This is a genomic window from Streptomyces sp. NPDC006450 (assembly GCF_040612195.1).
GTDB lineage: Bacteria > Actinomycetota > Actinomycetes > Streptomycetales > Streptomycetaceae > Streptomyces.
In genome coordinates this window covers 37572-58726 of the sequence record NZ_JBEXPT010000005.1, presented here as the reverse complement: position 1 = coordinate 58726, position 21155 = coordinate 37572, and the positions used below count along the sequence as shown (strand labels likewise).

The following is a 21155-nucleotide window of genomic DNA, read 5'->3' as shown; positions in this document are numbered from 1 at the left end:
CGCACGCTCACGTCGAAAGACCCCGCGAATTCGGGATCCCTCAAGATCAGACTCTACGTCGGACCCTACAAGGAGGGTCCGACATCCGTCCCGGTACTTTCATAACGTCCGGGTGTCTTCATGATTCCCGGGCCGGGGGCCTTTCAGCCCCCGCCCCGGGAGGCAGAAAGGCTCAGCGCCCCGACAGCACCCGGACCAGGTCCTCCGCCGTGCGGCAGCGGTCCAGGAGCTCCTTCACGTGGGCACGGGTGCCCCGCAGGGGTTCCAGGGTCGGGACCCGCTGGAGGGAGTCGTGGCCCGGCAGATCGAAGATCACCGAGTCCCACGAGGCCGCCGCCACGTCGTCCGCGTACTGGTCCAGGCACCGCCCCCGGAAGTAGGCCCGGGTGTCCTCCGGCGGCTTGCTCTGCGCCCTCTCCACCGCCGGCTCCTCCAGGAGCCGCTTCATCTTGCCGCGGGCCACCAGGCGGTTGTACAGCCCCTTCTCGGGCCGTACGTCCGCGTACTGGAGGTCCACCAGGTGCAGGCGGGCCGCGTCCCACCCGAGGCCGTCCCGGCGCCGGTAGCCCTCGAGGATCTCCCGCTTGGCGATCCAGTCGAGCTCCCCCGACAGGCTCATCGGGTCGGTTTCCAGCCGGCCCAGTACGTCCTCCCAGCGGGCCAGCACATCCTTGGTCTGCTCGTCCGCGTCGGAGCCGAAACGCTCCTCCACGTACTTCCTGGCCAGCTCGTAGTACTCCATCTGGAGCTGTACGGCGGTCAGCGTCCGCCCGCTGCGCAGCGTGATCAGGTGCTGCAGGTCGGGGTCGTGGGAGACCTGGTGGAGGGTGCGTACGGGCTGGTCCACGGCGAGGTCGACGTTGATGTATCCGTCTTCGATCATGGACAGGACGAGTGCGGTGGTGCCGAGCTTGAGATAGGTGGAGATCTCGGAGAGGTTGGCGTCGCCGATGATCACGTGGAGGCGGCGGTACTTCTCGGCGTCCGAGTGCGGCTCGTCCCGGGTGTTGATGATGGGGCGCTTGAGGGTGGTCTCCAGGCCGACCTCGACTTCGAAGTAGTCGGCGCGCTGGCTGATCTGGAAGCCGTGTTCGCGGCCGTCCTGGCCGATGCCGACGCGGCCGGCGCCGGTGAAGACGAGGCGGGAGACGAAGAAGGGGGTGAGGTGGCGCACGATGTCCGAGAAGGGGGTTTCCCGCTTCATCAGGTAGTTCTCGTGCGTGCCGTAGGAGGCGCCCTTGTTGTCGGTGTTGTTCTTGTAGAGGTGGATCGGCTGGGCCCCGGGCAGCTGGGCGGCCCTGACCGCCGCCTCGGCCATGATGCGCTCGCCGGCCTTGTCCCAGAGGACGGCGTCGAGCGGGTTGGTGATCTCCGGGGAGCTGTACTCGGGGTGTGCGTGGTCCACGTAGAGGCGTGCGCCGTTGGTGAGGATGACGTTGGCGAGGCCGATGTCCTCGTCGGTGAGCTGGCTGTTGTCGGCGGCCTCGCGGGCGAGGTCGAAGCCGCGGGCGTCCCGCAGCGGGTTCTCTTCCTCGAAGTCCCAGCGGGCGCGGCGCGCCCGGTGCATCGCCGCCGCGTAGGCGTTGACGATCTGGGACGACGTGAGCATGGCATTGGCGTTCGGGTGCCCCGGGACGGAGATCCCGTACTCCGTCTCGATCCCCATTACTCGCCGTACGGTCATGCGGCCCTCCTTGCCCGGCGGCGCTCCCGTGCGGGAGCGGCGCTCAAGTACCGCTGGTGCTCCGGTGCGTCGTGTGCGGTGCCCGTCCCCGCACTGCGCGACCTGCGGTATGGAAGAGCCTAGAACCACTCCGCGCTGGTGGGGAGATCATTTCAGTCATTGACTTTGCCCTGTCACCGGCTGAAAAGAGCAGTTGGTAAAGCAGTCGGCTGCGGGTGCCCTTGCCGGGCGCCCGCAGCCGGCCGGGTTTGTCAGAGGTACTGACCGGTGTTGGCCACCGTGTCGATGGAGCGTCCGGTGTCCGCGCCTTGCTTTCCGGTGACGAGGGTTCGGATGAATACGATCCGCTCGCCCTTCTTTCCGGAGATTCGGGCCCAGTCGTCGGGGTTGGTGGTGTTGGGCAGGTCTTCGTTCTCCTTGAACTCGTCCACGCAAGCCTGGAGGAGATGGGCGACGCGAAGGCCCTTCTGGTTGTGCTCGAGGAAGGCCTTGATGGCCATCTTCTTCGCACGGTCCACGATGTTCTGGATCATCGCGCCCGAGTTGAAGTCCTTGAAGTAGAGGACTTCCTTGTCGCCGTTGGCGTACGTGACCTCGAGGAAGCGGTTTTCCTCGGTTTCGGCGTACATCTGCTCGACGACGGTCTGGATCATGCTGTGGACGGTTTCGGCGGTGGATCCCTGGTGCTCGGACAGGTCGTCCGTGTGCAGGGGCAGCGAGGCCTTGAGGTACTTCGCGAAGATGTCCTTCGCGGCCTCGGCGCCGGGGCGCTCGATCTTGATCTTCACGTCGAGCCGGCCGGGGCGCAGGATGGCCGGGTCGATCATGTCCTCGCGGTTGGAGGCGCCGATGACGATGACGTTCTCCAGGCCTTCCACGCCGTCGATCTCGGCGAGCAGCTGGGGGACGATGGTGTTCTCCACGTCCGAGCTGACTCCGGATCCGCGGGTGCGGAAGAGGGATTCCATCTCGTCGAAGAAGACGATGACGGGGGTGCCCTCGCTCGCCTTCTCCCTCGCACGCTGGAAGACGAGGCGGATGTGCCGCTCGGTCTCGCCGACGTACTTGTTGAGGAGTTCGGGGCCCTTGATGTTCAGGAAGTAGGACTTCCCGGTGGGCTGGCCGGTGACTTCGGCGACCTTCTTGGCAAGGGAGTTGGCCACGGCCTTGGCGATGAGCGTCTTGCCGCAGCCGGGCGGGCCGTAGAGCAGGATGCCCTTGGGGGGCCGCAGTTCGTGTTCCTTGAAGAGGTCGGGGTAGAGGTAGGGGAGCTCGACGGCGTCGCGGATCAGTTCGATCTGGTCGCCCAGGCCGCCGATCTTGTCGTAGTCGATGTCCGGGACCTCTTCGAGGACGAGGTCTTCGACCTCGCTCTTGGGGACGATCTCGTAGACGTAGCCGGAGCGGGGTTCGAGCAGCAGGGAGTCGCCGGGGCGGATGGTGACGTCCAGGAGCGGCTCGGCGAGCCTCACCACCCTTTCCTCGTCGGTGTGCCCGACCACCAGGGCGCGCTCGCCGTCCTCGAGGATTTCCTTGAGGGTGACGATGTCCCCGGCCCGCTCGTACTCCATGGCCTCGACCACGTTGAGGGCCTCGTTGAGCATGACCTCCTGGCCGCGCCGGAGGTCTTCCGGTTCGACGCTGGGGCTCACGTTCACTCGGAGCTTTCGGCCGCCGGTGAAGATGTCGACGGTTCCGTCTTCGTTCGACTGCAGGAAGACTCCGAAGCCGGCCGGCGGCTGTGCGAGCCGGTCGACTTCTTCCTTGAGGGCCACGATCTGGTCGCGGGCCTCGCGCAGGGTGTTCGCCAGCCGCTCGTTCTGTGCGGAGACGCCTGCCAGGTTTGTCTGGAGCTCGACGATCCGCTCTTCGAGAATCCTCGTGTGTCGCGGAGAGTCGGCGAGCTTACGTCGCAGGACGGCGATTTCCTGCTCGAGATAGGCAACCTGGCCGGCGGGGTCCTCAGACCCTCGCCCGGGCCGGATGCCGCGGTTGATGTCGTCGTCGTGGGCTGCCACGGTCCTCACCTCCTCCAAGGGGAGCTGGACGCTTTCTGACCCTACCTGGGCTGGTGGTGATTGAAACCCCTAGATCACAAAGACGGTAGGGGTGTGTCCGATCTTCACCCTTGCGTACTCCCTCCCGTCAAGGAAATACCCACCCATCAACATCGGAAAGCAGCCGGTTGTAAGGTCGAACTGTTCAACACCCGTCAGAGCTCGTGCGACTTGCCGCGCGGGGTGACCGGGATGGATCACTCAGAGCAGGGAACGGCAGGAGATATGACCGTGCAGCAGGAGGCAGCGGCCGAGCGGACTGCGGGCACCGCCGGCGTGGCCGGAGAGCCGCTCGAGGTCTGGATCGACCAGGACCTCTGCACCGGTGACGGCATCTGTGTGCAGTACGCACCGGAGGTGTTCGAGCTGGACATCGATGGTCTGGCGTACGTGAAGAGCCCTGCGGACGAGTTGCTCGTGGAGGCGGGGGCGACCACTCCGGTTCCGCTGGTGCTGCTTCAGGACGTGGTGGATTCCGCGAAGGAATGTCCTGGGGATTGCATCCATGTAAGGCGGGTTTCGGACAGGGTGGAAGTCTTCGGTCCCGACGCGGAGTGACGGTTCAAACTCCTGTGGGGGTCGAATCCGTAAGCTCCTGGCGGAATTTTCCGCCGGTCCAGCGCCACTTGGCGAGCTGCTTGGTGTCGGGGCTGTAGCGGGGCACTTCGGGCGAGGAGTAGCCGAGGAGGCTCGCGGTGACGAGTCCGTCGCGGACGGTGAGATCGGTCGCGGTCTGCTTGCGGCCGGCTTCGAGGAGTGTGGCGACGACGCGGGGGGACGCGGTGTTCGCGGGGTCCTGGACGAGGACGTAGATCGCGTGCGGTGGGGTGCCCGAGCCGGCGTCGCAGCGGACGGCCGCGACGGTCTCGGGGCGGCCGTCGCCGTCGAGGTCGCCTTCGGCGGTGGCCGTGACGGCGTGCGGGGCTCCCTTGCAGTCGAGGGGGTACGTGGCCGCGTGCGCGTCGGGGGCGGGCGCCTCGGGGCCGTTGGCGGGGCGCGCGGGGGCCACGGGGTTCGCGGTGCGTCCCGGTTCCGCGGAGGCTCCGGTGGCCCGGTCCGGCTGCAGGAGTCCGGCGCCGGCCACGACGGCGGCCAGGGCCGAGGCGGTGGCGAGCCAGTGGACGGGCCGGGCCCGGTAGTGCGCCGGGGTGGGGTTGCTCGGCGCCGGCTCGGCGGGGCTGTGCGGCACGCGGGGTGTCTCCTGTGCGAAGGGTGACGGGGAGCCAGCATCGTGCCACACCTCACATCGGGGTGGAACGGGTGGGTCCGGGCCGACCGGGGTGACGCGTGCGGGGCCGGCCCGCAGGACAACGAAAAGACGCTGTGGCGCAGTTCCCCGTGGTTCGGGGGAACTGCGCCACAGCGTCTGTCTGTTGGTGGGGTGGGGTGGCCTGCCGGGTGGCGGGCCGCTCCTCGTCGTCAGCTGCGGTCGCCGGTCCCGGCGGCCTCGGCCGTGTCGGCGGTCTTGGCGGCGGACTGGCTGCCGGGGCCGTCGTAGTCCTCGCCGTAGGCGCCCTTGGAGGGGCGGCGGCGGCGCATGGGCGGCTCGACGCCGTCCGCGAGGCGGCGGGCGGTGACGAGGAAGCCGGTGTGGCCGATCATGCGGTGGTCCGGGCGGACGGCCAGGCCTTCGACGTGCCAGTTGCGGATCATCGATTCCCAGGGCTGCGGTTCGGCGTAGCAGCCGAACTCGCGGATGGATTCGACGGTCCGGGAGAGCTGGGTGGTGGTGGCCACGTAGCAGCAGAGGATGCCGCCGGGGACCAGCGCCTTGGAGACGGCCTCCAGGCACTCCCAGGGGGCGAGCATGTCGAGGATCACGCGGTCGACGTCCGTGTCGGACAGGTTGTCCTGGAGGTCGCCCACGGTCAGCTGCCACGCGGGGTGCGGGCCGCCGAAGTAGCGCTCGACGTTCGCCGTGGCGATCTCGGCGAAGTCCGGGCGGCGCTCGTAGCTGTGGAGCATGCCCTGGTCGCCGATGGCGCGCAGCAGGAAGCTGCTCAGGGAGCCGGAGCCGACGCCTGCTTCGACGACGCGGGCGCCGGGGAAGATGTCGGCGAAGGCCAGGATCTGGCCTGCGTCCTTGGGGTAGACCACGGCGGCACCGCGGGGCATGGACAGGACATAGTCGGGGAGCAGGGGACGCAGCGCGAGGTAGGCGACGTTGCCCGTGGTACGGACAACGCTTCCCTCGGGGGAGCCGATCAGCTCGTCGTGCGGGAAGGAACCCTTGTGGGTGTGGAAATTCTTCCCGGCTTCGAGCGTGAACGTGTAGTGGCGGCCCTTGGGGTCGGTGAGCTGTACCTGGTCCCCGACCTCGAAGGGCCCGCGTCGGCGGGCGGCACCGGTCGGTTCGGACATGTGACCAGTGTATTGGCTTCAGGACTGGGGCCGCGCCATGGCCTTCACGAAGGCCTTTTCGACGTCGAGGGTGGAGAGGACTCCGTAGATCGCGCCGTCGGGTTCGAGGACGAGGTACTCGGTGGCGGGGGTGGTGCGGAGGTGGTCGAGGAGTTCTTCGCCGGTGAGGTCTGCTGAAACCTTCATGCCGTCGGTGAGGTCCTGGGCGAGGGTGCCGGAGGCGACCCAGGGGCGGCGGTGTTCGGGGACGGAGGCGATGGCGCTCTCGCGGACGATGCCGGTGGGGTCTCCGAGTCCGTCGACGATGACGAGGGCGCGGGCGCCGGCTTCGTTGGCGCGGCGGAGGGCTTCGGAGAGGGGGGTGGCGTTCTCGACGGGGATGGCGCGGCGGGTGAGTTTGCGGGCGTGGAGTTCCGGGAGGTGCTCGCGCAGGCGGGCGACGCGGAGGCTGTTGCCGGCGCCGGTCCAGATGATGCCGGCGAGGATGGCGGCGAGGAGGGCGTCCATGACGGTGTCCATGCCGCCGATGTCGTCGGTGGGGTTGCCGAGGGTCCCGGTGTAGTTCAGGAGGGGCAGGCCGAGGAGGACGGCGACGGCGAGGGCGCGGCCGGCCCAGGCGGCGGCGATGGTGCCGGCCATGGGTTTGCCGGTGATGCCCCAGATGACGGCCCGGAGCATGCGGCCGCCGTCGAGGGGGAGGCCGGGGAGGAGGTTGAAGGCGGCGACGAGGAGGTTGGAGATCATGAGGCCGGCGAGGAGGACGCCGGGGACGCTGGCGGGTTCGACGGTCTTCATGCCGAGGTAGAAGGCGCCGGCGAGGAGGAGGGAGAGGAGGGGGCCGACGAAGGCGAGGACGAATTCGCGGCCGGGGGTCTCGGATTCCTTCTCGATCTCGGAGACGCCGCCGAAGAACTGGAGCTGGATGCGGCGTACGGGGAGTTTGAAGCGGAGGGCTGCGAGGGTGTGGGCGAGTTCGTGGACGAGGACCGAGGCGTAGAAGGCGACGGCGAAGAAGAGGGCCACGAGGTAGCGCAGGGCGCCGAGGTCGGGCAGGATCCGGTCGAGCTGGTCGCCGAAGACCCAGGTGATGAGGGCGGCGACGAGGAACCAGCTGGGCGAGACGTAGACGGGTACGCCGAAGGGGCGGCCCATGAGGAGTCCGCCGCCCGGTCCTGAGCGCCGGCCCGCGCGCTCGCCGGTTTCGTCGGTGTCTGCCACGGTTGTCCTTCGTTCGCTGCTGTCCGGTGCGGTGGTGCGCCGGTGGTTCCGGTGTCTTTTTCCCGTGGTGCCGGGGTGCGCCGTTGCGCGGTGTGATGCTCCGATCATGCAGTGCGAGGGGGGTCGGCGTCGATGGTATGCGCGTGCTGTCGGTGGCGGGTCGTAGGGTTTTGTCCATGACGACGAGCCCCGGCAGCGGTCCGGACGATGCAGTGACCAGTCCCGTGTCCGGTTCCGTGCCCGGTGCGGTGCCCGGTGCCGTGCCCGGTGCCGTGCCCGCGCAGGTGGCGGCCGTGGCGCCTTCTTCGCTGTCGCCTTCGCGGGCGAGTGATTTCATGCGGTGTCCGCTGTTGTACCGGTTCCGGGTGATCGACAAGTTGCCGGAGAAGCCGAGTGCGGCGGCGACGCGGGGGACGTTGGTGCACGCGGTGCTGGAGCGGCTTTTCGATCATCCGGCGTCGGAGCGGACGGCGCCGCGGGCGAAGGCGTTGATTCCGGGGCAGTGGGACCGGCTGGTGGAGTCGAAGCCGGAGTTGTCGGAACTGTTCCCGGAGGGTGACGAGGGGGCGGGGCTGGCGCGCTGGCTCAGCGAGGCCGAGGCGTTGGTGGACCGGTGGTTCACGTTGGAGGACCCGACGCGGCTGGAGCCGGTGGAGCGGGAGTTCTTCGTGGAGACGGAGCTGGAGTCGGGGCTTCGGCTGCGCGGGATCATCGACCGGGTGGACGTGGCGCCGACGGGTGAGGTGCGGATCGTCGATTACAAGACGGGGAAGGCGCCGCGTCCGGAGTACGCCGAGGGTGCGCTGTTCCAGATGAAGTTCTACGCGTTGGTGGTGTGGCGGCTGAAGCGGGTGGTGCCACGGAGGCTGCAGCTGGTGTACCTGGGCAGTGGGGACGTGGTGACGTACGACCCGGTGATCGAGGATCTGGAGCGGATGGAGCGCAAGCTCCTGGCGCTGTGGGAGGCGATCCGGGTGGCGACGGAGACGGGTGACTGGCGGCCGCGGCAGTCGAAGCTGTGCGGCTGGTGTGATCATCAGGCGGTGTGTCCGGAGTTCGGTGGTACTCCCCCGGTGTATCCGCTGGCGCTGCCGTCCGCCGGGCGGGGCGAATCCTGATCTTGGGGTCAGGGCAGAATGGGCGGGGTTCCCCGTTGGGGTCCGAATGAATCCGATGAACGCGAGGTAGACCCCGTGGCGATCCGCGTACTGCTGGTCGATGATCAGCCGCTGCTGCGTACCGGTTTCCGGATGATCCTGGAGGCCGAACAGGATGTGGCGGTGGTCGGCGAGGCCGGGGACGGTCTGCAGGCGTTGGACCAGGTGCGGGCGCTGCAGCCCGATGTGGTGCTGATGGACATCCGGATGCCGCGGATGGACGGGGTGGAGGCGACGCGGCAGATCACGGGTCCGGGGCGGGACGGTCCGGCGAAGGTGCTGGTGCTGACGACCTTCGATCTGGACGAGTACGTGGTGGAGGCGCTGCGGGCGGGGGCCAGTGGGTTCTTGCTGAAGGATGCGCCGGCGGCGGAGCTGGTGCAGGCGATCCGCGTGGTCGCGGGTGGCGAGGCGATGCTGGCGCCGAGCATCACGCGGCGGCTGCTGGACAAGTACGCGGGGCATCTGCCGTCGGGCGAGGACCGGGTTCCGGACATGATCGCTTCGTTGACGGAGCGCGAGGTCGAGGTGCTGAAGCTGGTGGCCCGGGGGTTGTCCAATGCGGAGATCGCGGCGGATCTGTTCGTGAGCGAGACGACGGTGAAGACGCACGTGGGTCATGTGCTGACGAAGCTGGGTCTGCGGGACCGGGTGCAGGCCGCGGTGTACGCGTACGAGAGTGGTCTGGTGCGTCCGGGGGCCGGTCAGTAGGCGTTTCGGTCGCTGCCCGCGAGGTCGCCGGTACGGGTACGGGTACGGGTACGGGCCCGCTTCCGCTGGGTGCGGAGGCGGGCCCGTTGCCGTTGCGGTTGCCCCGGGCGGAGCGACTCAGCCCTTGCTGATCTCCCAGAAGCGGAAGACGGTGGAGGCGTCCAGGGACCACTGCAGGCCGGTCACGTTCGGGCGGGTGACGGCGTACTGCTTGCCCTGCCAGAGCGGGAGGAGCGGAATCTCCTCGGCGACGATGTCCTGGAGGCGGGCGTAGTCGCTGCTGGCGGAGCCGCGGTCGGACTTCGCGGAGGTCGACGGGATGATCGTCCCGGTGATCTCCTTGTTGTCGTAGTTGTTGTGCAGGACGTTGTCGGGGCCGAAGAAGGGCTGCGTGAAGTTGTCGGCGTCGGGGTAGTCGGGGACCCAGCCCTTGACGTAGACGCCGTACTTGCCTGCCTGGATGTCCTTCTCGTACTGCTCGAACTCGACGGACTTGACGTCGGCTTCGAAGAGGCCGCTGTCGTTGAGCTGCTTGGCGATGAGGTGGAATTCCTCGTCGGTCGAGGGGCCGTAGCGGCTCGGCGTGGAGTACAGGGTGATCTTCACCTTGTCCTTGATGCCGGCTGCGCGGAGGGCGGCCTTGGCCTTCTCGGGCTGGGGGGTGCCGCCGTAGCGGTCGAAGAAGGCGGTGGTGTGGGAGGCGATCCCGGCCGGGACGATGGAGTAGAGCGGGGTGGCGGTGCCGTCGTAGACCTCTCTGACGAGGGCTTCCCGGTCGACGAGGTAGGCGATGGCCTTGCGGACGGGGAGCTTCCCGGCGACGGGGTCGCTCGTGTTGAAGACGAGGTGTTCGACTTCGGCGCCGGCGCCCTGGACGACCTCGACCTTCTGCTCGCCGCTCTGGGAGGCGAGGCCGGCGATGTCCTTGGCGGCGAGGCCGCGGAAGGCGAAGTCGACGTCTCCGCTCTCGAGGACCTTCTTGAGGGCGGCCTGGTCCTCGTTGAAGAACTTCATGGTGACGCCGCTGTTCTTCGGCTTGGCCTTGCCGCTGTAGCTGTCGTTGACGGAGAAGGCGGCGCTCTTGTCGTTGATCGAGTCCAGCTTGTAGACGCCGGAGCCGAAGGCCTTGCCGTCGGTGCGGAGTTTGTCCGCGGGGTACTCGGTGTGGTCGACGATGGAACCGGCGCCGGATGCGATCTTGCTGGGGAAGGTCGCGTCGGGGGCCTTGAGACGGAAGATCACCGTCTTGTCGTCGGGGGTGTCGATGGAGCCGATCGACGCGAGCATGACGGCGGGGCCGTTCTCGTCGTTGATCTTGAGCGTGCGCTCGAAGGAGTACTTGACGTCCTTGGAGGTGAGGCTGTTGCCGTTGCTGAACTTCAGGCCGCCGCGCAGGGTGCACACGTAGGTCTTGCTCTCGCCGCCCTCGAACCCGCAGACCTGTGCGGCGTCGGGTTCGGGGGTGGTGGCGCCCTTGGGGAAGCTGAGCAGCGACTGGAAGACGTTGTTGAAGAGCAGCCAGGAGCCCGGGTCGTAGCCGGAGGCGGGGTCGGTGGCCTTCACCTTGTCGGATATGCCCATGACGACGCCCTTGCCGCTGCCGGCGTGGGAGCCGTCCGTCGCCCCGCAGCCGCTGAGCAGCGCGGCGGCGGTGGCCGCTCCGAGCGGGGCGGCCAACCACTGGTTCCGTGTCTTCACGCGAACGTCCTTCTCAGTCTTACTGGCTCGTCTGGTTCTTGCTGGATGGTGTTGCTGCCCGGGGTGGTGCCACGGGCCGGGGCCGGGTGCCGGGGCGTCAGCCGCTGACGCCGCGGCCGAGTTCCCACAGCTGGAGGTCGGAGATGGCGTTGACCGACCACTCCGCTCCGGTGATCCCGTCGCGTGCGGCGACGTACTGCTTGCCCTGCCACAGGGGCAGGACGGGTACGTCCTCGGCGACGATGTCCTGCATCTCCGCGATCGCGGAGCCGGCGACGCCTCGGTCGACGGCGCGGCGCGATTCGGGGATGAGCTTGGTGCGCACCGTGGTGTTGGCGTACGGCGTGCCCAGGAAGTTGTCCTGCTCCAGGAAGGGAGCGAGGAAGTTGTCGGCGTCGGGGTAGTCGGGGAACCAGCCGAGCCCGTAGGCGGCGTAGTCGCCCTTCTTCTGCGCGGGCCTGAAGTCGGCCCAGTCGGTGCCCTGGACGGTGATGTCGAAGAGCTGGGTGGAGTTCAGCTGGCTCTTGAGTGCTTCGAACTCCGCCGCGGTGCCGTCGCCGTAGTGGTCGTTGGTGTAGTGGAGGGTGAGCTTGACCGGGGTCTTGATTCCGGCGCTCTTCAGCAGGTCGGCGGCCTTGGCGGTGTTGGCTTCGCCGTACTTGTTGAAGAAGGAGTTGACGTGGCCGCTGAGGGTGGTGGGGACCAGGGAGTACAGGGGCTGCGCGGACTTGCCGTAGACCTTGGCGATGAGGGCGTTGCGGTCGACGGCGGCGGCGAGGGCCTGGCGTACGGCCTTGTCCTTGACCACGGGGGCGTCGGTGTTGAAGCCGAGGTAGCGGATCTCCAGGCCGGGCAGGGGGACGAGCTTGATGCCCTTGGGGGGGTTGGCGGAGAGTTCGGTGATCTGGGCGGGCGACAGGGTGCGGGAGACCATGTGGATGGTGCCGCGTTCCAGGGCCTTGCCCATGGCGTCGGAGTCGTCGAAGGCGCGCAGTTCGGCCTTGCCGTTCTGGAGCTTCAGGTCGCCCTTGTAGTTCGGGTTCTTGCTGAAGACGGCGCGGACGAGGCGGTTGCCCTTGACTTCGGCCTTCATGGTGTAGGGGCCGGAGCCGTCGACGGCGAAGCCGGTGCGGAGCTTCTTGGCGTCGTACTTCTTGGAGCTGATGATGCCGGCGGCGGGGGTGGAGAGTTTGTACGGGAAGGTGGCGTCGGCGGTCTTCAGGTGGAAGACGATGCTGTCGGTGCCCTTGGTTTCGACGGTGTCGATGGTGGAGAGCAGCGAGGAGGGGCCGTTCTCGTCCTTGATGGCGAGGACGCGTTCGATGGAGAACTTGACGTCCTGGGCGGTGAGGGGGCTGCCGTCGGCGAAGGTGAGGCCGGGGCGCAGGACGCAGCGGTAGCTCTCGTTGCCGGTGTCGGTGAAGCGGCAGGCGGAGGCTGCTTCGGGGACGGGCTGGCCGCCGCCGCGCGGGGTGTGCATCAGGGTCTGGACGGTCTGGCGGAGGATGTTCCAGGTGCCGGCGTCGTAGGCGTAGGCGGGGTCGAGCGGGGCGGGGGCGTAGTCGGCCGCCTCGAACCGGTCGGTGGTGCCGACGACGATCGCTCCGGATCCCGCTCCTGCGCCGCTGGTGCTGCCGCAGGCGGTCAGCGCGGGGGTGAGCAGTCCGGCGGCTGCCGTCAGCGCCATGGTCTTGCGGTTCATGCTGGAAGTACTCCCTCGACCCGGCACTTGTTCAAAGCTGGCGTGGAGGGCATCGCGACGGTCGCCCGTTCAGGGCGGAACGATCGGGCCGGTGGTGTGACGATCGGTCCACGCGGTTCCGGAACAGGGGTGTGTATCCGGGACGGCTGAGGTGCGGCGCAGTGCCCGGATCGACATTAGTGGCCTGTGGAGGGGTGGCTTGAACCGTGCGGATCGGGGGTGTTGTCGCTCCGTTGCGGGAGTTGACCCGGGGTGTGCGCGGGGCGGTGCACAGATTCGGTCAGGTGCTGATCAATGGGGACACAAGGGGTGGCGCGGGAGGGCGCGCAGTGGTGCGAAGGGGGCTTTGCGGGTGACAAAGGTCACCTGGGACAACTCCCCCGGTAGGGATGGAATTTCGGCCTCCGGGGTAGGGCGCGGGAGATCCGCCCGTGGGACCTTGGTCCCGGGGCGGATCGTCCGGTACGGAGCGTGCGCGCTCAGTTCAGCGGAGTGATGAGGGAGCGCAGGAAGGGCAGGTCGACGTCTTCGAGGGAGCCGACGATGGTGCGGCCGGGGGCGGGTGCGATGCGGCCGACGGAGGGGATGGCGACGACCCTGCATCCCGCGGCTTCGGCGGCGGCGACGCCGGTGGCGGTGTCCTCGATGACGGCGCAGCGGGAGGGGTGGGCGCCGAGGGTGTGGGCGGCGAGGAGGTAGGGGTCGGGGTGCGGCTTGGTGCGCGGGACCTCGTCGCCGGCGACGGTCATGGTGAAGCGGTCGCGTCCGAGGGTGAGCAGGACCTGGTCGATGACGCGCCGGTGGGAGGCGGAGACCAGGGCGGTGGGGACGTTGTGGCGGGCCAGTTCGCTCAGGAGGCGTTCGGCGCCGGGCATGAGGGGGACGCGGTCGGCGATGCGGGCTTCGAAGCGCTCGTTGAGCAGGACGGTGAGCTCGGCGAGGCCGATGTCGGCGCCGGTGGATTCGATGAGGAATCCGGCGCTGCGGGTCATGGGGCCGCCGACGACGATGTCACGCCAGGATTCGTCGAGGCGGTGTCCGAGTTCGCCGAAGACACCGACTTCGATCTCCCACCAGAAGCCCTCGGTGTCGACGAGGGTGCCGTCCATGTCGAGCAGCACCGCCTGCAGGGCATGTCCGTCGGCCGTACGGGCGACGGGGGCGGGGACTGTGCTCGTCATGCGCGCACCTTTCTGAAGGTCCTCGGGGGACGACAAGGCCGGTCACCTCACCCGTGGGGGCGTGCCCCCGGGGCGACAGGTGACCGGCCTGTATGGGACCGACTAGTGTACGCCGGTCCGTGTCAGCGTGCGTTGAAATACTTCGCTTCGGGGTGGTGGATGACGATGGCGTCGGTGGACTGCTCGGGGTGGAGCTGGAACTCCTCGGAGAGGTGGACGCCGATCCGCTCGGGCTGGAGGAGGTCGGCGATCTTGGCGCGGTCCTCCAGGTCGGGGCAGGCTCCGTAGCCGAGGGAGAAGCGGGCGCCGCGGTACTTCAGGTCGAACATGTCCTCGACCTTGGCGGGGTCCTCGCCGCCGAAGCCGAGCTCGGCGCGGACGCGGGCGTGCCAGTACTCGGCCATGGCCTCGGCGAGCTGGACGGAGAGGCCGTGGAGCTCCAGGTAGTCGCGGTAGGAGTCGGACTCGAACAGCTTGGCGGTGGCTTCGCCGATCTTGGAGCCGACCGTGACGACCTGGAGGCCGACGACGTCGGTTTCGCCGGACTCTTCGGGGCGGAAGAAGTCGGCGAGGCACAGGCGGCGGCCGCGGCGCTGGCGCGGGAAGGTGAAGCGGGTCCGCTCGTTGCCGGCGTCGTCGAGGATGATCAGGTCCTCGCCCTTGGAGACGCAGGGGAAGTAGCCGTAGACGACGGCGGCTTCGAGGAGGTTCTCGGTGTGCAGCTTGTCGAGGAGGCCGCGCAGGCGCGGGCGGCCTTCGCTCTCGACGAGTTCCTCGTAGGTGGCTCCGCCGGCGCGGGCCTGCTTGAGGCCCCACTGGCCCTTGAAGAGGGCGCCTTCGTCGAGCCAGGAGGCGTAGTCCTTGAGGGGGATGCCCTTGACGACGCGGGTGCCCCAGAACGGCGGGGTGGGCACGGGGTTGTCGGTGGAGGTGTCGGAGCGGCCGCCGGGCTCTTCGGTCTCCTCGACGAGCGCCGCCGTGTCGCGCTTGGCGACGCGGCGCTGCTTGAGTTCGGGGAGGGTGGCGCCGGGGACTCCGCGCTTGACGGCGATGAGGGCGTCCATGAGGCGCAGGCCCTCGAAGGCGTCGCGGGCGTAGCGGACTTCGCCCTCGTAGATCTCGTGGAGGTCCTGTTCGACGTAGGCGCGGGTGAGGGCGGCGCCGCCGAGGATGACCGGGTAGTCGGCTGCCAGCTTGCGCTGGTTGAGCTCTTCCAGGTTCTCCTTCATGATCACCGTGGACTTGACCAGCAGGCCCGACATGCCGATGACGTCGGCCTTGTGTTCCTGGGCGGCTTCGAGGATCGCGGAGACCGGCTGCTTGATGCCGATGTTGACGACGTTGTAGCCGTTGTTGGTCAGGATGATGTCGACGAGGTTCTTGCCGATGTCGTGGACGTCGCCGCGGACGGTGGCCAGCACGATGGTGCCCTTGCCCTCGTCGTCGCTCTTTTCCATGTGCGGTTCCAGGTGGGCCACCGCGGTCTTCATGACCTCGGCGGACTGGAGCACGAAGGGGAGCTGCATCTGGCCGGAGCCGAAGAGTTCGCCGACGACCTTCATGCCCTCCAGGAGGGTGTCGTTGACGATGTCGAGGGCCGCACGGGTCTGGAGGGCTTCGTCGAGGTCGGCGTCCAGGCCGTTCTTCTCGCCGTCGATGATGCGGCGCTGGAGGCGCTCGTCGAGCGGCAGGGCGAGGAGCTCCTCAGCGCGGCCGGCCTTCATCGACTTGGTGTTGACGCCCTCGAAGAGGGCCATCAGCTTCTGCAGGGGGTCGTAGCCCTCGGCGCGCCGGTCGTAGATCAGGTCGAGGGCGGTGGTGACCTGCTCCTCGTCGAACCGGGCGATCGGCAGGATCTTGGACGCGTGGACGATCGCGGAGTCCAGGCCGGCCTTGACGCATTCGTCGAGGAAGACGGAGTTCAGGAGGACGCGGGCAGCCGGGTTGAGGCCGAAGGAGATGTTGGAGAGGCCCAGGGTGGTCTGGACGTCGGGGTGGCGGCGCTTGAGCTCGCGGATCGACTCGATCGTGGCAATGCCGTCCTTGCGGGACTCTTCCTGGCCGGTGCAGATGGTGAAGGTCAGGGTGTCGATGAGGATGTCCGACTCGAGGATTCCCCAGTTCCCGGTGAGGTCGTCGATGAGGCGCTCGGCGATGGCGACCTTGTGCTCGACGGTGCGGGCCTGGCCCTCTTCGTCGATGGTCAGCGCGATGAGCGCCGCCCCGTGCTCCTGGGCGAGGCGGGTGACCTTCGCGAAGCGGGACTCGGGGCCGTCGCCGTCCTCGTAGTTCACGGAGTTGATGACGGCGCGCCCGCCGAGCTTTTCGAGGCCCGCCTGCAGGACGGGGACCTCGGTGGAGTCCAGGACGATCGGCAGGGTGGAGGCGGTCGCGAAGCGTCCGGCCAGCTCCCGCATGTCGGCGACGCCGTCGCGGCCGACGTAGTCGACGCACAGGTCGAGCATGTGCGCGCCTTCGCGGATCTGGTCGCGGACCATTTCCACGCAGTCGTCCCAGCGGGCTTCGAGCATGGCCTCGCGGAACTTCTTCGAGCCGTTGGCGTTGGTGCGCTCGCCGATCGCCATGTAGGAGATGTCCTGGCGGAACGGGACCGTCTGGTAGAGGGAGGACGCGCCGGGCTCGGGGCGGGGGTCGCGGACGGCCGGGTTCAGCCCGCGGACCCGCTCGACGACCTGGCGCAGGTGCTCGGGGGTGGTGCCGCAGCAGCCGCCGACGAGGGAGAGCCCGTACTCGCGGACGAAGGTCTCCTGCGCGTCGGCGAGCTCGCTCGCGGACAGCGGGTAGTGGGCGCCGTTCTTGCCGAGGACCGGCAGGCCCGCGTTGGGCATGCAGGAGAGCGGGATGCGGGAGTTGCGCGCGAGGTAGCGCAGGTGCTCGCTCATCTCGGCGGGGCCGGTGGCGCAGTTCAGGCCGATCATGTCGATGCCCAGGGGCTCCAGCGCGGTCAGCGCGGCGCCGATCTCCGAGCCCAGCAGCATGGTGCCGGTGGTCTCCACGGTCACGGAGCAGATCAGCGGAACGGACACGCCGAGGGCTTCCATGGCGCGGCGGGCGCCGACGATGGAGGACTTGGTCTGCAGGAGGTCCTGGGTGGTCTCGACGAGGAGCGCGTCGGCGCCGCCGGTGATCAGGCCCTCGGCGTTGATCTGGTAGGCGTCGCGGATGGTTCCGTAGTCGATGTGGCCCAGGGTGGGAAGCTTGGTGCCGGGGCCCATCGAGCCGAGGACCCAGCGCTGCTGCCCGGTGGAGGCGGTGAACTCGTCGGCGATCTCGCGGGCGATCCGTGCGCCGGCGAGCGACAGCTCGTGGTTGCGGTCGGCGATGTCGTATTCGGCGAGGGCGGCGTAGTTCGTGCCGAAGGTGTTCGTCTCGACGCAGTCCACGCCGGCCTCGAAGTACTCGCGGTGCACGTTGGCCACGATGTCGGGGCGGGTGACGTTGAGGACCTCGTTGCAGCCTTCGAGCTGTTGGAAGTCGTCCAGGGTGGGGTCCTGGGCCTGGAGCATGGTTCCCATGGCTCCGTCGGCGACGACCACGCGGGTCGCCAGTGCCTGGCGGAGGGCATCGGCCCGGGTCTGGGTGTCTGCGGGCGGGTTCGGCAACGAGGCCATGCTTGAGCTCCCTGGGATGCGACGGCTGTCGGCTTTGCACCCCTCTGTGTCAAGGGTGCACGCGGCCAGGGTAACCGTGCGGAACCGGCCCCGGTGAGGGCGTCCCACGTGGCGGACTGCATTCTGTGCCCGGGGGCGGCTGCTTCCGGCCGGGGCGTCCTGGGCGACTCGTATCGGTGGACTCTGCCCTCATCATGCAAGAAGTCGGCATCGACCGATAGTGTTCAGCATTGTCGAACTACGTCAGCAGGAGGCTGCGCGATGGCACGGAACATCCAGTCGCTCGAACGAGCCGCTGCGATGCTGCGGCTCCTGGCGGGCGGCGAGCGCCGGCTGGGGCTCTCGGACGTGGCCTCTTCCCTCGGCCTGGCCAAGGGGACGGCTCACGGGATCCTGCGCACGCTCCAGGCCGAGGGTTTCGTGGAGCAGGACCCGGCCTCGGGCCGCTACCAGCTCGGCGCGGAGCTGCTGCGCCTGGGCAACAGCTATCTGGACGTCCACGAGCTGCGGGCGCGCGCCCTGGTCTGGACGGACGATCTGGCCCGCGCGAGCGGGGAGAGCGTGTACGTGGGGGTGCTGCACAAGAGCGGGGTGCTGATCATGCACCACGTGTTCCGGCCCGACGACAGCCGTCAGGTGCTGGAGGTGGGGGCCATGCAGCCGCTGCACTCCACGGCCCTGGGCAAGGTGCTGTCCGCGTACGACCCGGTGGCGCACACGCAGGTCCTGGAGGTGGAGCGGGAGGCGTTCACCCCCCGCACGGTCACCGACGGCGCCGCCTTCGAGGAAGTGCTGACCCTGATCCGGGCCCGGGGCTGGGCCAGCGACATCGAGGAGACCTGGGACGGCGTCGCCTCGGTGGCGGCCCCCATCCACGACCGCCGCAGGATGCCGGTCGGCGCGGTCGCCGTCGCGGGCGCGGTGGAACGGGTGTGCGGGGAGTCCGGGGAGCCCCGGGCGTCCCTGGTGGCGTCCGTACGGGACTGCGCGCGGGCGGTTTCGCGCGATCTCGGAGCGGGCCGGTTCTGACCTTGGCGTGACCTCATCGCTCCACCCGACCACCCAAAGGCCGCACAAAAGTGGCATTTGGGTGGTTTTTGTCGTTTCATGATCAAGGATTGGCCTAATTCGTTCGATCGCACCGACCGGTAACGATCCGGCTCATTGGCCTGGTCAACTCTTGACGCCCGCTTCACCGGGGCGGAAAACTGCCGTTCATCGGTCGGCAATGCCGAACACCTACCGGCAATACGCGTTAGGGTGTGGCAAGGCCAGGGACCGATACAGCACTCACCGAGTGCGTGGACCGCCGGAGGGACCCGGCGGCCACCACCCCTGAACGACAAAGGAGTCGCGGGTGTCCAGCTCCGACATCTTCATCGGCGAGACCATCGGTACCGCCCTGCTCACCCTTCTCGGTGGTGGCGTGTGCGCCGCGCTGACGCTCAAGAGCTCCAAGGCCCGCGGCGCCGGCTGGCTCTCGATCACCTTCGGCTGGGGTTTCGCCGTACTGATCGCCGCCTACGTCTCCGCACCGCTCTCGGGGGCGCACCTCAACCCGGCGGTCACCGTCGGCATCGCCATAAAGGACGGCGCCTGGGGCGACGTGCCGGTCTACTTCGCCGGCCAGCTGCTCGGCGCCATGATCGGCGCGGTCCTGATGTGGCTCGCCTACTACGGCCAGTTCCGGGCGCACCTGTCCGACCCGGAGCACATCCGTGACGCCAAGCTCGGCCCCGAGGACCCGCACCCGCACGACGTGGCCGGCCCGGTGCTCGGGATCTTCTCCACGGGCCCCGAGATCCGCAACGTCGTCCAGAACCTGACGACCGAGATCATCGGCACCGCCGTCCTGGTCCTGGCCATCCTGACCCAGGGCCTGCAGGACGACGGCAAGGGCCTCGGCGTCATCGGCGTCCTGATCACCTCGTTCGTCGTGGTCGGCATCGGCCTCTCGCTCGGCGGCCCGACCGGCTACGCCATCAACCCGGTCCGCGACCTCGGCCCGCGCATCGTCCACGCCCTGCTGCCGCTGCCCAACAAGGGCGGCTCGGACTGGGGCTACTCCTGGATCCCGGTCCTCGGCCCCCTCGCGGGCGCCGCGCTCGCCGGCGGTCTGTACAACATCGCGTTCGCCTGATCAGCAATCGGCACCACGGCGCCTCCCGCACCGCCATTCTGATTCCGCCTACTTCGACACCTGCCAGGAGCAGCCACCATGACCACCAGCACCGGCCCCTTCATCGCCGCGATCGACCAGGGCACGACCTCCTCCCGCTGCATCGTCTTCGACCGTGACGGCCGCATCGTCGCCGTCGACCAGAAGGAGCACGAGCAGATCTTCCCGAAGCCGGGCTGGGTCGAGCACGACGCCACCGAGATCTGGACCAACGTCCAGGAGGTCGTCGCCTCGGCCATCGCGAAGGCGGAGATCACCGCGGCGGACGTCAAGGCCATCGGCATCACCAACCAGCGCGAGACCACCCTGCTGTGGGACAAGAACACCGGCGAGCCGGTCCACAACGCGCTGGTCTGGCAGGACACCCGCACCGACGCCCTGTGCAAGGAGCTCGGCCGCAACGTCGGCCAGGACCGCTTCCGCCGCGAGACCGGCCTGCCGCTGGCGAGCTACTTCGCCGGCCCCAAGGTCCGCTGGCTGCTCGACAACGTCGAGGGCCTGCGCGAGCGCGCCGAGGCCGGGGACATCCTCTTCGGCACCATGGACTCCTGGGTCATCTGGAACCTCACCGGCGGCGCCCAGGGCGGTGTGCACGTCACCGACGTCACCAACGCCTCGCGCACCATGCTGATGAACCTGCACACCCTGGCCTGGGACGAGAAGATCGCCGAGTCCATGGAGGTGCCGCTCAACGTCCTCCCGGAGATCAAGTCCTCCGCCGAGATCTACGGCCACGTCAAGGAGGGCGTCCTCGCGGGTGTCCCGGTCGCCTCGGCGCTCGGCGACCAGCAGGCCGCGCTGTTCGGCCAGACCTGTTTCGCCGAGGGCGAGGCGAAGTCCACGTACGGCACCGGAACGTTCATGCTCATGAACACCGGCGACAAGATCATCAACTCCTACAGCGGCCTGCTGACCACGGTCGGCTACCAGATCGGCGACCAGCAGCCGGTCTACGCGCTGGAGGGCTCCATCGCCGTCACGGGCTCGCTCGTCCAGTGGATGCGCGACCAGATGGGCCTGATCAAGTCCGCGGCCGAGATCGAGACCCTGGCCTCCTCCGTCGAGGACAACGGCGGCGCGTACTTCGTGCCGGCCTTCTCCGGTCTGTTCGCCCCGTACTGGCGCTCCGACGCCCGCGGCGTGATCACCGGCCTCACCCGGTACGTCACCAAGGCGCACATCGCCCGTGCCGTCCTGGAGGCCACCGCCTGGCAGACCCGCGAGATCACCGACGCCATGACCAAGGACTCGGGCGTCGAGCTCGCGGCCCTCAAGGTCGACGGCGGCATGACCTCCAACAACCTGCTGATGCAGACGCTCTCGGACTTCCTGGACGCCCCCGTGGTGCGCCCGATGGTCGCCGAGACCACCTGCCTCGGCGCCGCCTACGCCGCCGGCCTGGCCGTCGGCTTCTGGCCCGACACCGACGCCCTGCGCGCCAACTGGCGCCGCGCGGCGGAGTGGACCCCGCGGATGCCCGCCGAGCAGCGGGAGCGCGAGTACAAGAGCTGGCTCAAGGCCGTCGAGCGGTCCATGGGCTGGGTCGACGACGAAGACGCCAGCTGACCGCACGGC

At 68.7% G+C, this 21155-nt stretch carries 15 protein-coding genes; 6 read left to right on the top strand and 9 right to left on the bottom strand.

The window, feature by feature from the left end; genetic code table 11:
* Nucleotides 1-172 precede the first annotated feature (172 nt).
* The gene (dop, locus tag ABZY57_RS03590; protein ID WP_356507713.1) at nucleotides 173-1684 is read right to left on the bottom strand and encodes a depupylase/deamidase Dop; all 1512 of its coding nucleotides are present in this window, start codon (nucleotides 1682-1684) and stop codon (nucleotides 173-175) included.
* Nucleotides 1685-1935: 251 nt separating this feature from the next.
* Complete coding sequence (gene arc / locus ABZY57_RS03585; RefSeq protein WP_356507711.1) at nucleotides 1936-3702, bottom strand: proteasome ATPase; 1767 nt, start codon at nucleotides 3700-3702, stop codon at nucleotides 1936-1938.
* 264 nt (nucleotides 3703-3966) lie between these two features.
* Between arc and ABZY57_RS03580 the strand changes: the two genes are divergently transcribed.
* Entirely contained in the window at nucleotides 3967-4299 is a 333-nt protein-coding gene (locus ABZY57_RS03580) for a ferredoxin (protein ID WP_356507709.1), read from the top strand.
* A 4-nt stretch (nucleotides 4300-4303) separates the two neighbouring features.
* On the opposite strand, the gene ABZY57_RS03575 is transcribed toward ABZY57_RS03580, so the two are convergent.
* From ABZY57_RS03575 to ABZY57_RS03565, 3 genes are all read right to left on the bottom strand, one after another.
* Nucleotides 4304-4930, bottom strand: a complete 627-nt coding sequence (locus ABZY57_RS03575; protein ID WP_356507707.1) for a hypothetical protein — start codon at nucleotides 4928-4930, stop codon at nucleotides 4304-4306.
* Nucleotides 4931-5160: 230 nt separating this feature from the next.
* On the bottom strand, nucleotides 5161-6102 hold the full coding sequence (locus ABZY57_RS03570) for a tRNA (adenine-N1)-methyltransferase (RefSeq protein WP_356507705.1): 942 nt from the start codon (nucleotides 6100-6102) through the stop codon (nucleotides 5161-5163).
* A gap of 18 nt (nucleotides 6103-6120) precedes the next feature.
* Complete coding sequence (locus ABZY57_RS03565; protein ID WP_356507837.1) at nucleotides 6121-7254, bottom strand: site-2 protease family protein; 1134 nt, start codon at nucleotides 7252-7254, stop codon at nucleotides 6121-6123.
* A gap of 242 nt (nucleotides 7255-7496) precedes the next feature.
* Between ABZY57_RS03565 and ABZY57_RS03560 the strand changes: the two genes are divergently transcribed.
* Together ABZY57_RS03560 and ABZY57_RS03555 are read left to right on the top strand one after the other, a co-directional pair.
* On the top strand, nucleotides 7497-8438 hold the full coding sequence (locus ABZY57_RS03560; protein ID WP_356507703.1) for a RecB family exonuclease: 942 nt from the start codon (nucleotides 7497-7499) through the stop codon (nucleotides 8436-8438).
* Between the two features lie 75 nt (nucleotides 8439-8513).
* Complete coding sequence (locus ABZY57_RS03555; protein WP_356507701.1) at nucleotides 8514-9188, top strand: response regulator transcription factor; 675 nt, start codon at nucleotides 8514-8516, stop codon at nucleotides 9186-9188.
* A 117-nt stretch (nucleotides 9189-9305) separates the two neighbouring features.
* Here the strand turns inward: ABZY57_RS03555 and ABZY57_RS03550 are convergent, their stop codons facing one another.
* The 4 genes from ABZY57_RS03550 to metH form a co-directional block, all read right to left on the bottom strand.
* On the bottom strand, nucleotides 9306-10886 hold the full coding sequence (locus ABZY57_RS03550; RefSeq protein WP_356507699.1) for an ABC transporter substrate-binding protein: 1581 nt from the start codon (nucleotides 10884-10886) through the stop codon (nucleotides 9306-9308).
* 97 nt (nucleotides 10887-10983) lie between these two features.
* Nucleotides 10984-12588, bottom strand: a complete 1605-nt coding sequence (locus ABZY57_RS03545; protein ID WP_356507697.1) for an ABC transporter substrate-binding protein — start codon at nucleotides 12586-12588, stop codon at nucleotides 10984-10986.
* A gap of 479 nt (nucleotides 12589-13067) precedes the next feature.
* Nucleotides 13068-13769: an HAD family phosphatase gene (locus tag ABZY57_RS03540; protein WP_356507695.1), complete on the bottom strand. Its 702-nt coding sequence runs from the start codon at nucleotides 13767-13769 to the stop codon at nucleotides 13068-13070.
* Nucleotides 13770-13891: 122 nt separating this feature from the next.
* Nucleotides 13892-17401 (bottom strand): methionine synthase, encoded by a 3510-nt coding sequence (metH, locus tag ABZY57_RS03535; RefSeq protein WP_356507693.1) that lies wholly within the window; start codon nucleotides 17399-17401, stop codon nucleotides 13892-13894.
* 261 nt (nucleotides 17402-17662) lie between these two features.
* Here metH and ABZY57_RS03530 point away from each other — a divergent pair, with 261 nt between their 5' ends.
* The 3 genes from ABZY57_RS03530 to glpK all read left to right on the top strand — a co-directional run bounded on the left by ABZY57_RS03530 (nucleotide 17663) and on the right by glpK (nucleotide 21146).
* A complete protein-coding gene (locus ABZY57_RS03530; RefSeq protein ID WP_356507691.1) occupies nucleotides 17663-18430 on the top strand; it encodes an IclR family transcriptional regulator in 768 nt (255 codons plus the stop codon).
* Nucleotides 18431-18758: 328 nt separating this feature from the next.
* Nucleotides 18759-19541, top strand: coding sequence for an MIP/aquaporin family protein (locus ABZY57_RS03525; protein WP_356507689.1), 783 nt, complete (start codon nucleotides 18759-18761; stop codon nucleotides 19539-19541).
* Nucleotides 19542-19619: 78 nt separating this feature from the next.
* The gene (gene glpK / locus ABZY57_RS03520) at nucleotides 19620-21146 is read left to right on the top strand and encodes a glycerol kinase GlpK (RefSeq protein ID WP_356507687.1); all 1527 of its coding nucleotides are present in this window, start codon (nucleotides 19620-19622) and stop codon (nucleotides 21144-21146) included.
* Nucleotides 21147-21155 lie beyond the last annotated feature (9 nt).

Coding starts and splice junctions, on each gene's coding strand:
- ABZY57_RS03565 (WP_356507837.1), bottom strand. CDS start 7,254: ATGGGCCGCCCCTTCGGCGTACCCGTCTACGTCTCGCCCAGCTGGTTC.
- ABZY57_RS03570 (WP_356507705.1), bottom strand. CDS start 6,102: ATGTCCGAACCGACCGGTGCCGCCCGCCGACGCGGGCCCTTCGAGGTC.
- ABZY57_RS03545 (WP_356507697.1), bottom strand. CDS start 12,588: ATGAACCGCAAGACCATGGCGCTGACGGCAGCCGCCGGACTGCTCACC.
- dop (WP_356507713.1), bottom strand. CDS start 1,684: ATGACCGTACGGCGAGTAATGGGGATCGAGACGGAGTACGGGATCTCC.
- ABZY57_RS03560 (WP_356507703.1), top strand. CDS start 7,497: ATGACGACGAGCCCCGGCAGCGGTCCGGACGATGCAGTGACCAGTCCC.
- ABZY57_RS03580 (WP_356507709.1), top strand. CDS start 3,967: ATGACCGTGCAGCAGGAGGCAGCGGCCGAGCGGACTGCGGGCACCGCC.
- glpK (WP_356507687.1), top strand. CDS start 19,620: ATGACCACCAGCACCGGCCCCTTCATCGCCGCGATCGACCAGGGCACG.
- ABZY57_RS03530 (WP_356507691.1), top strand. CDS start 17,663: ATGGCACGGAACATCCAGTCGCTCGAACGAGCCGCTGCGATGCTGCGG.
- ABZY57_RS03540 (WP_356507695.1), bottom strand. CDS start 13,769: ATGACGAGCACAGTCCCCGCCCCCGTCGCCCGTACGGCCGACGGACAT.
- metH (WP_356507693.1), bottom strand. CDS start 17,401: ATGGCCTCGTTGCCGAACCCGCCCGCAGACACCCAGACCCGGGCCGAT.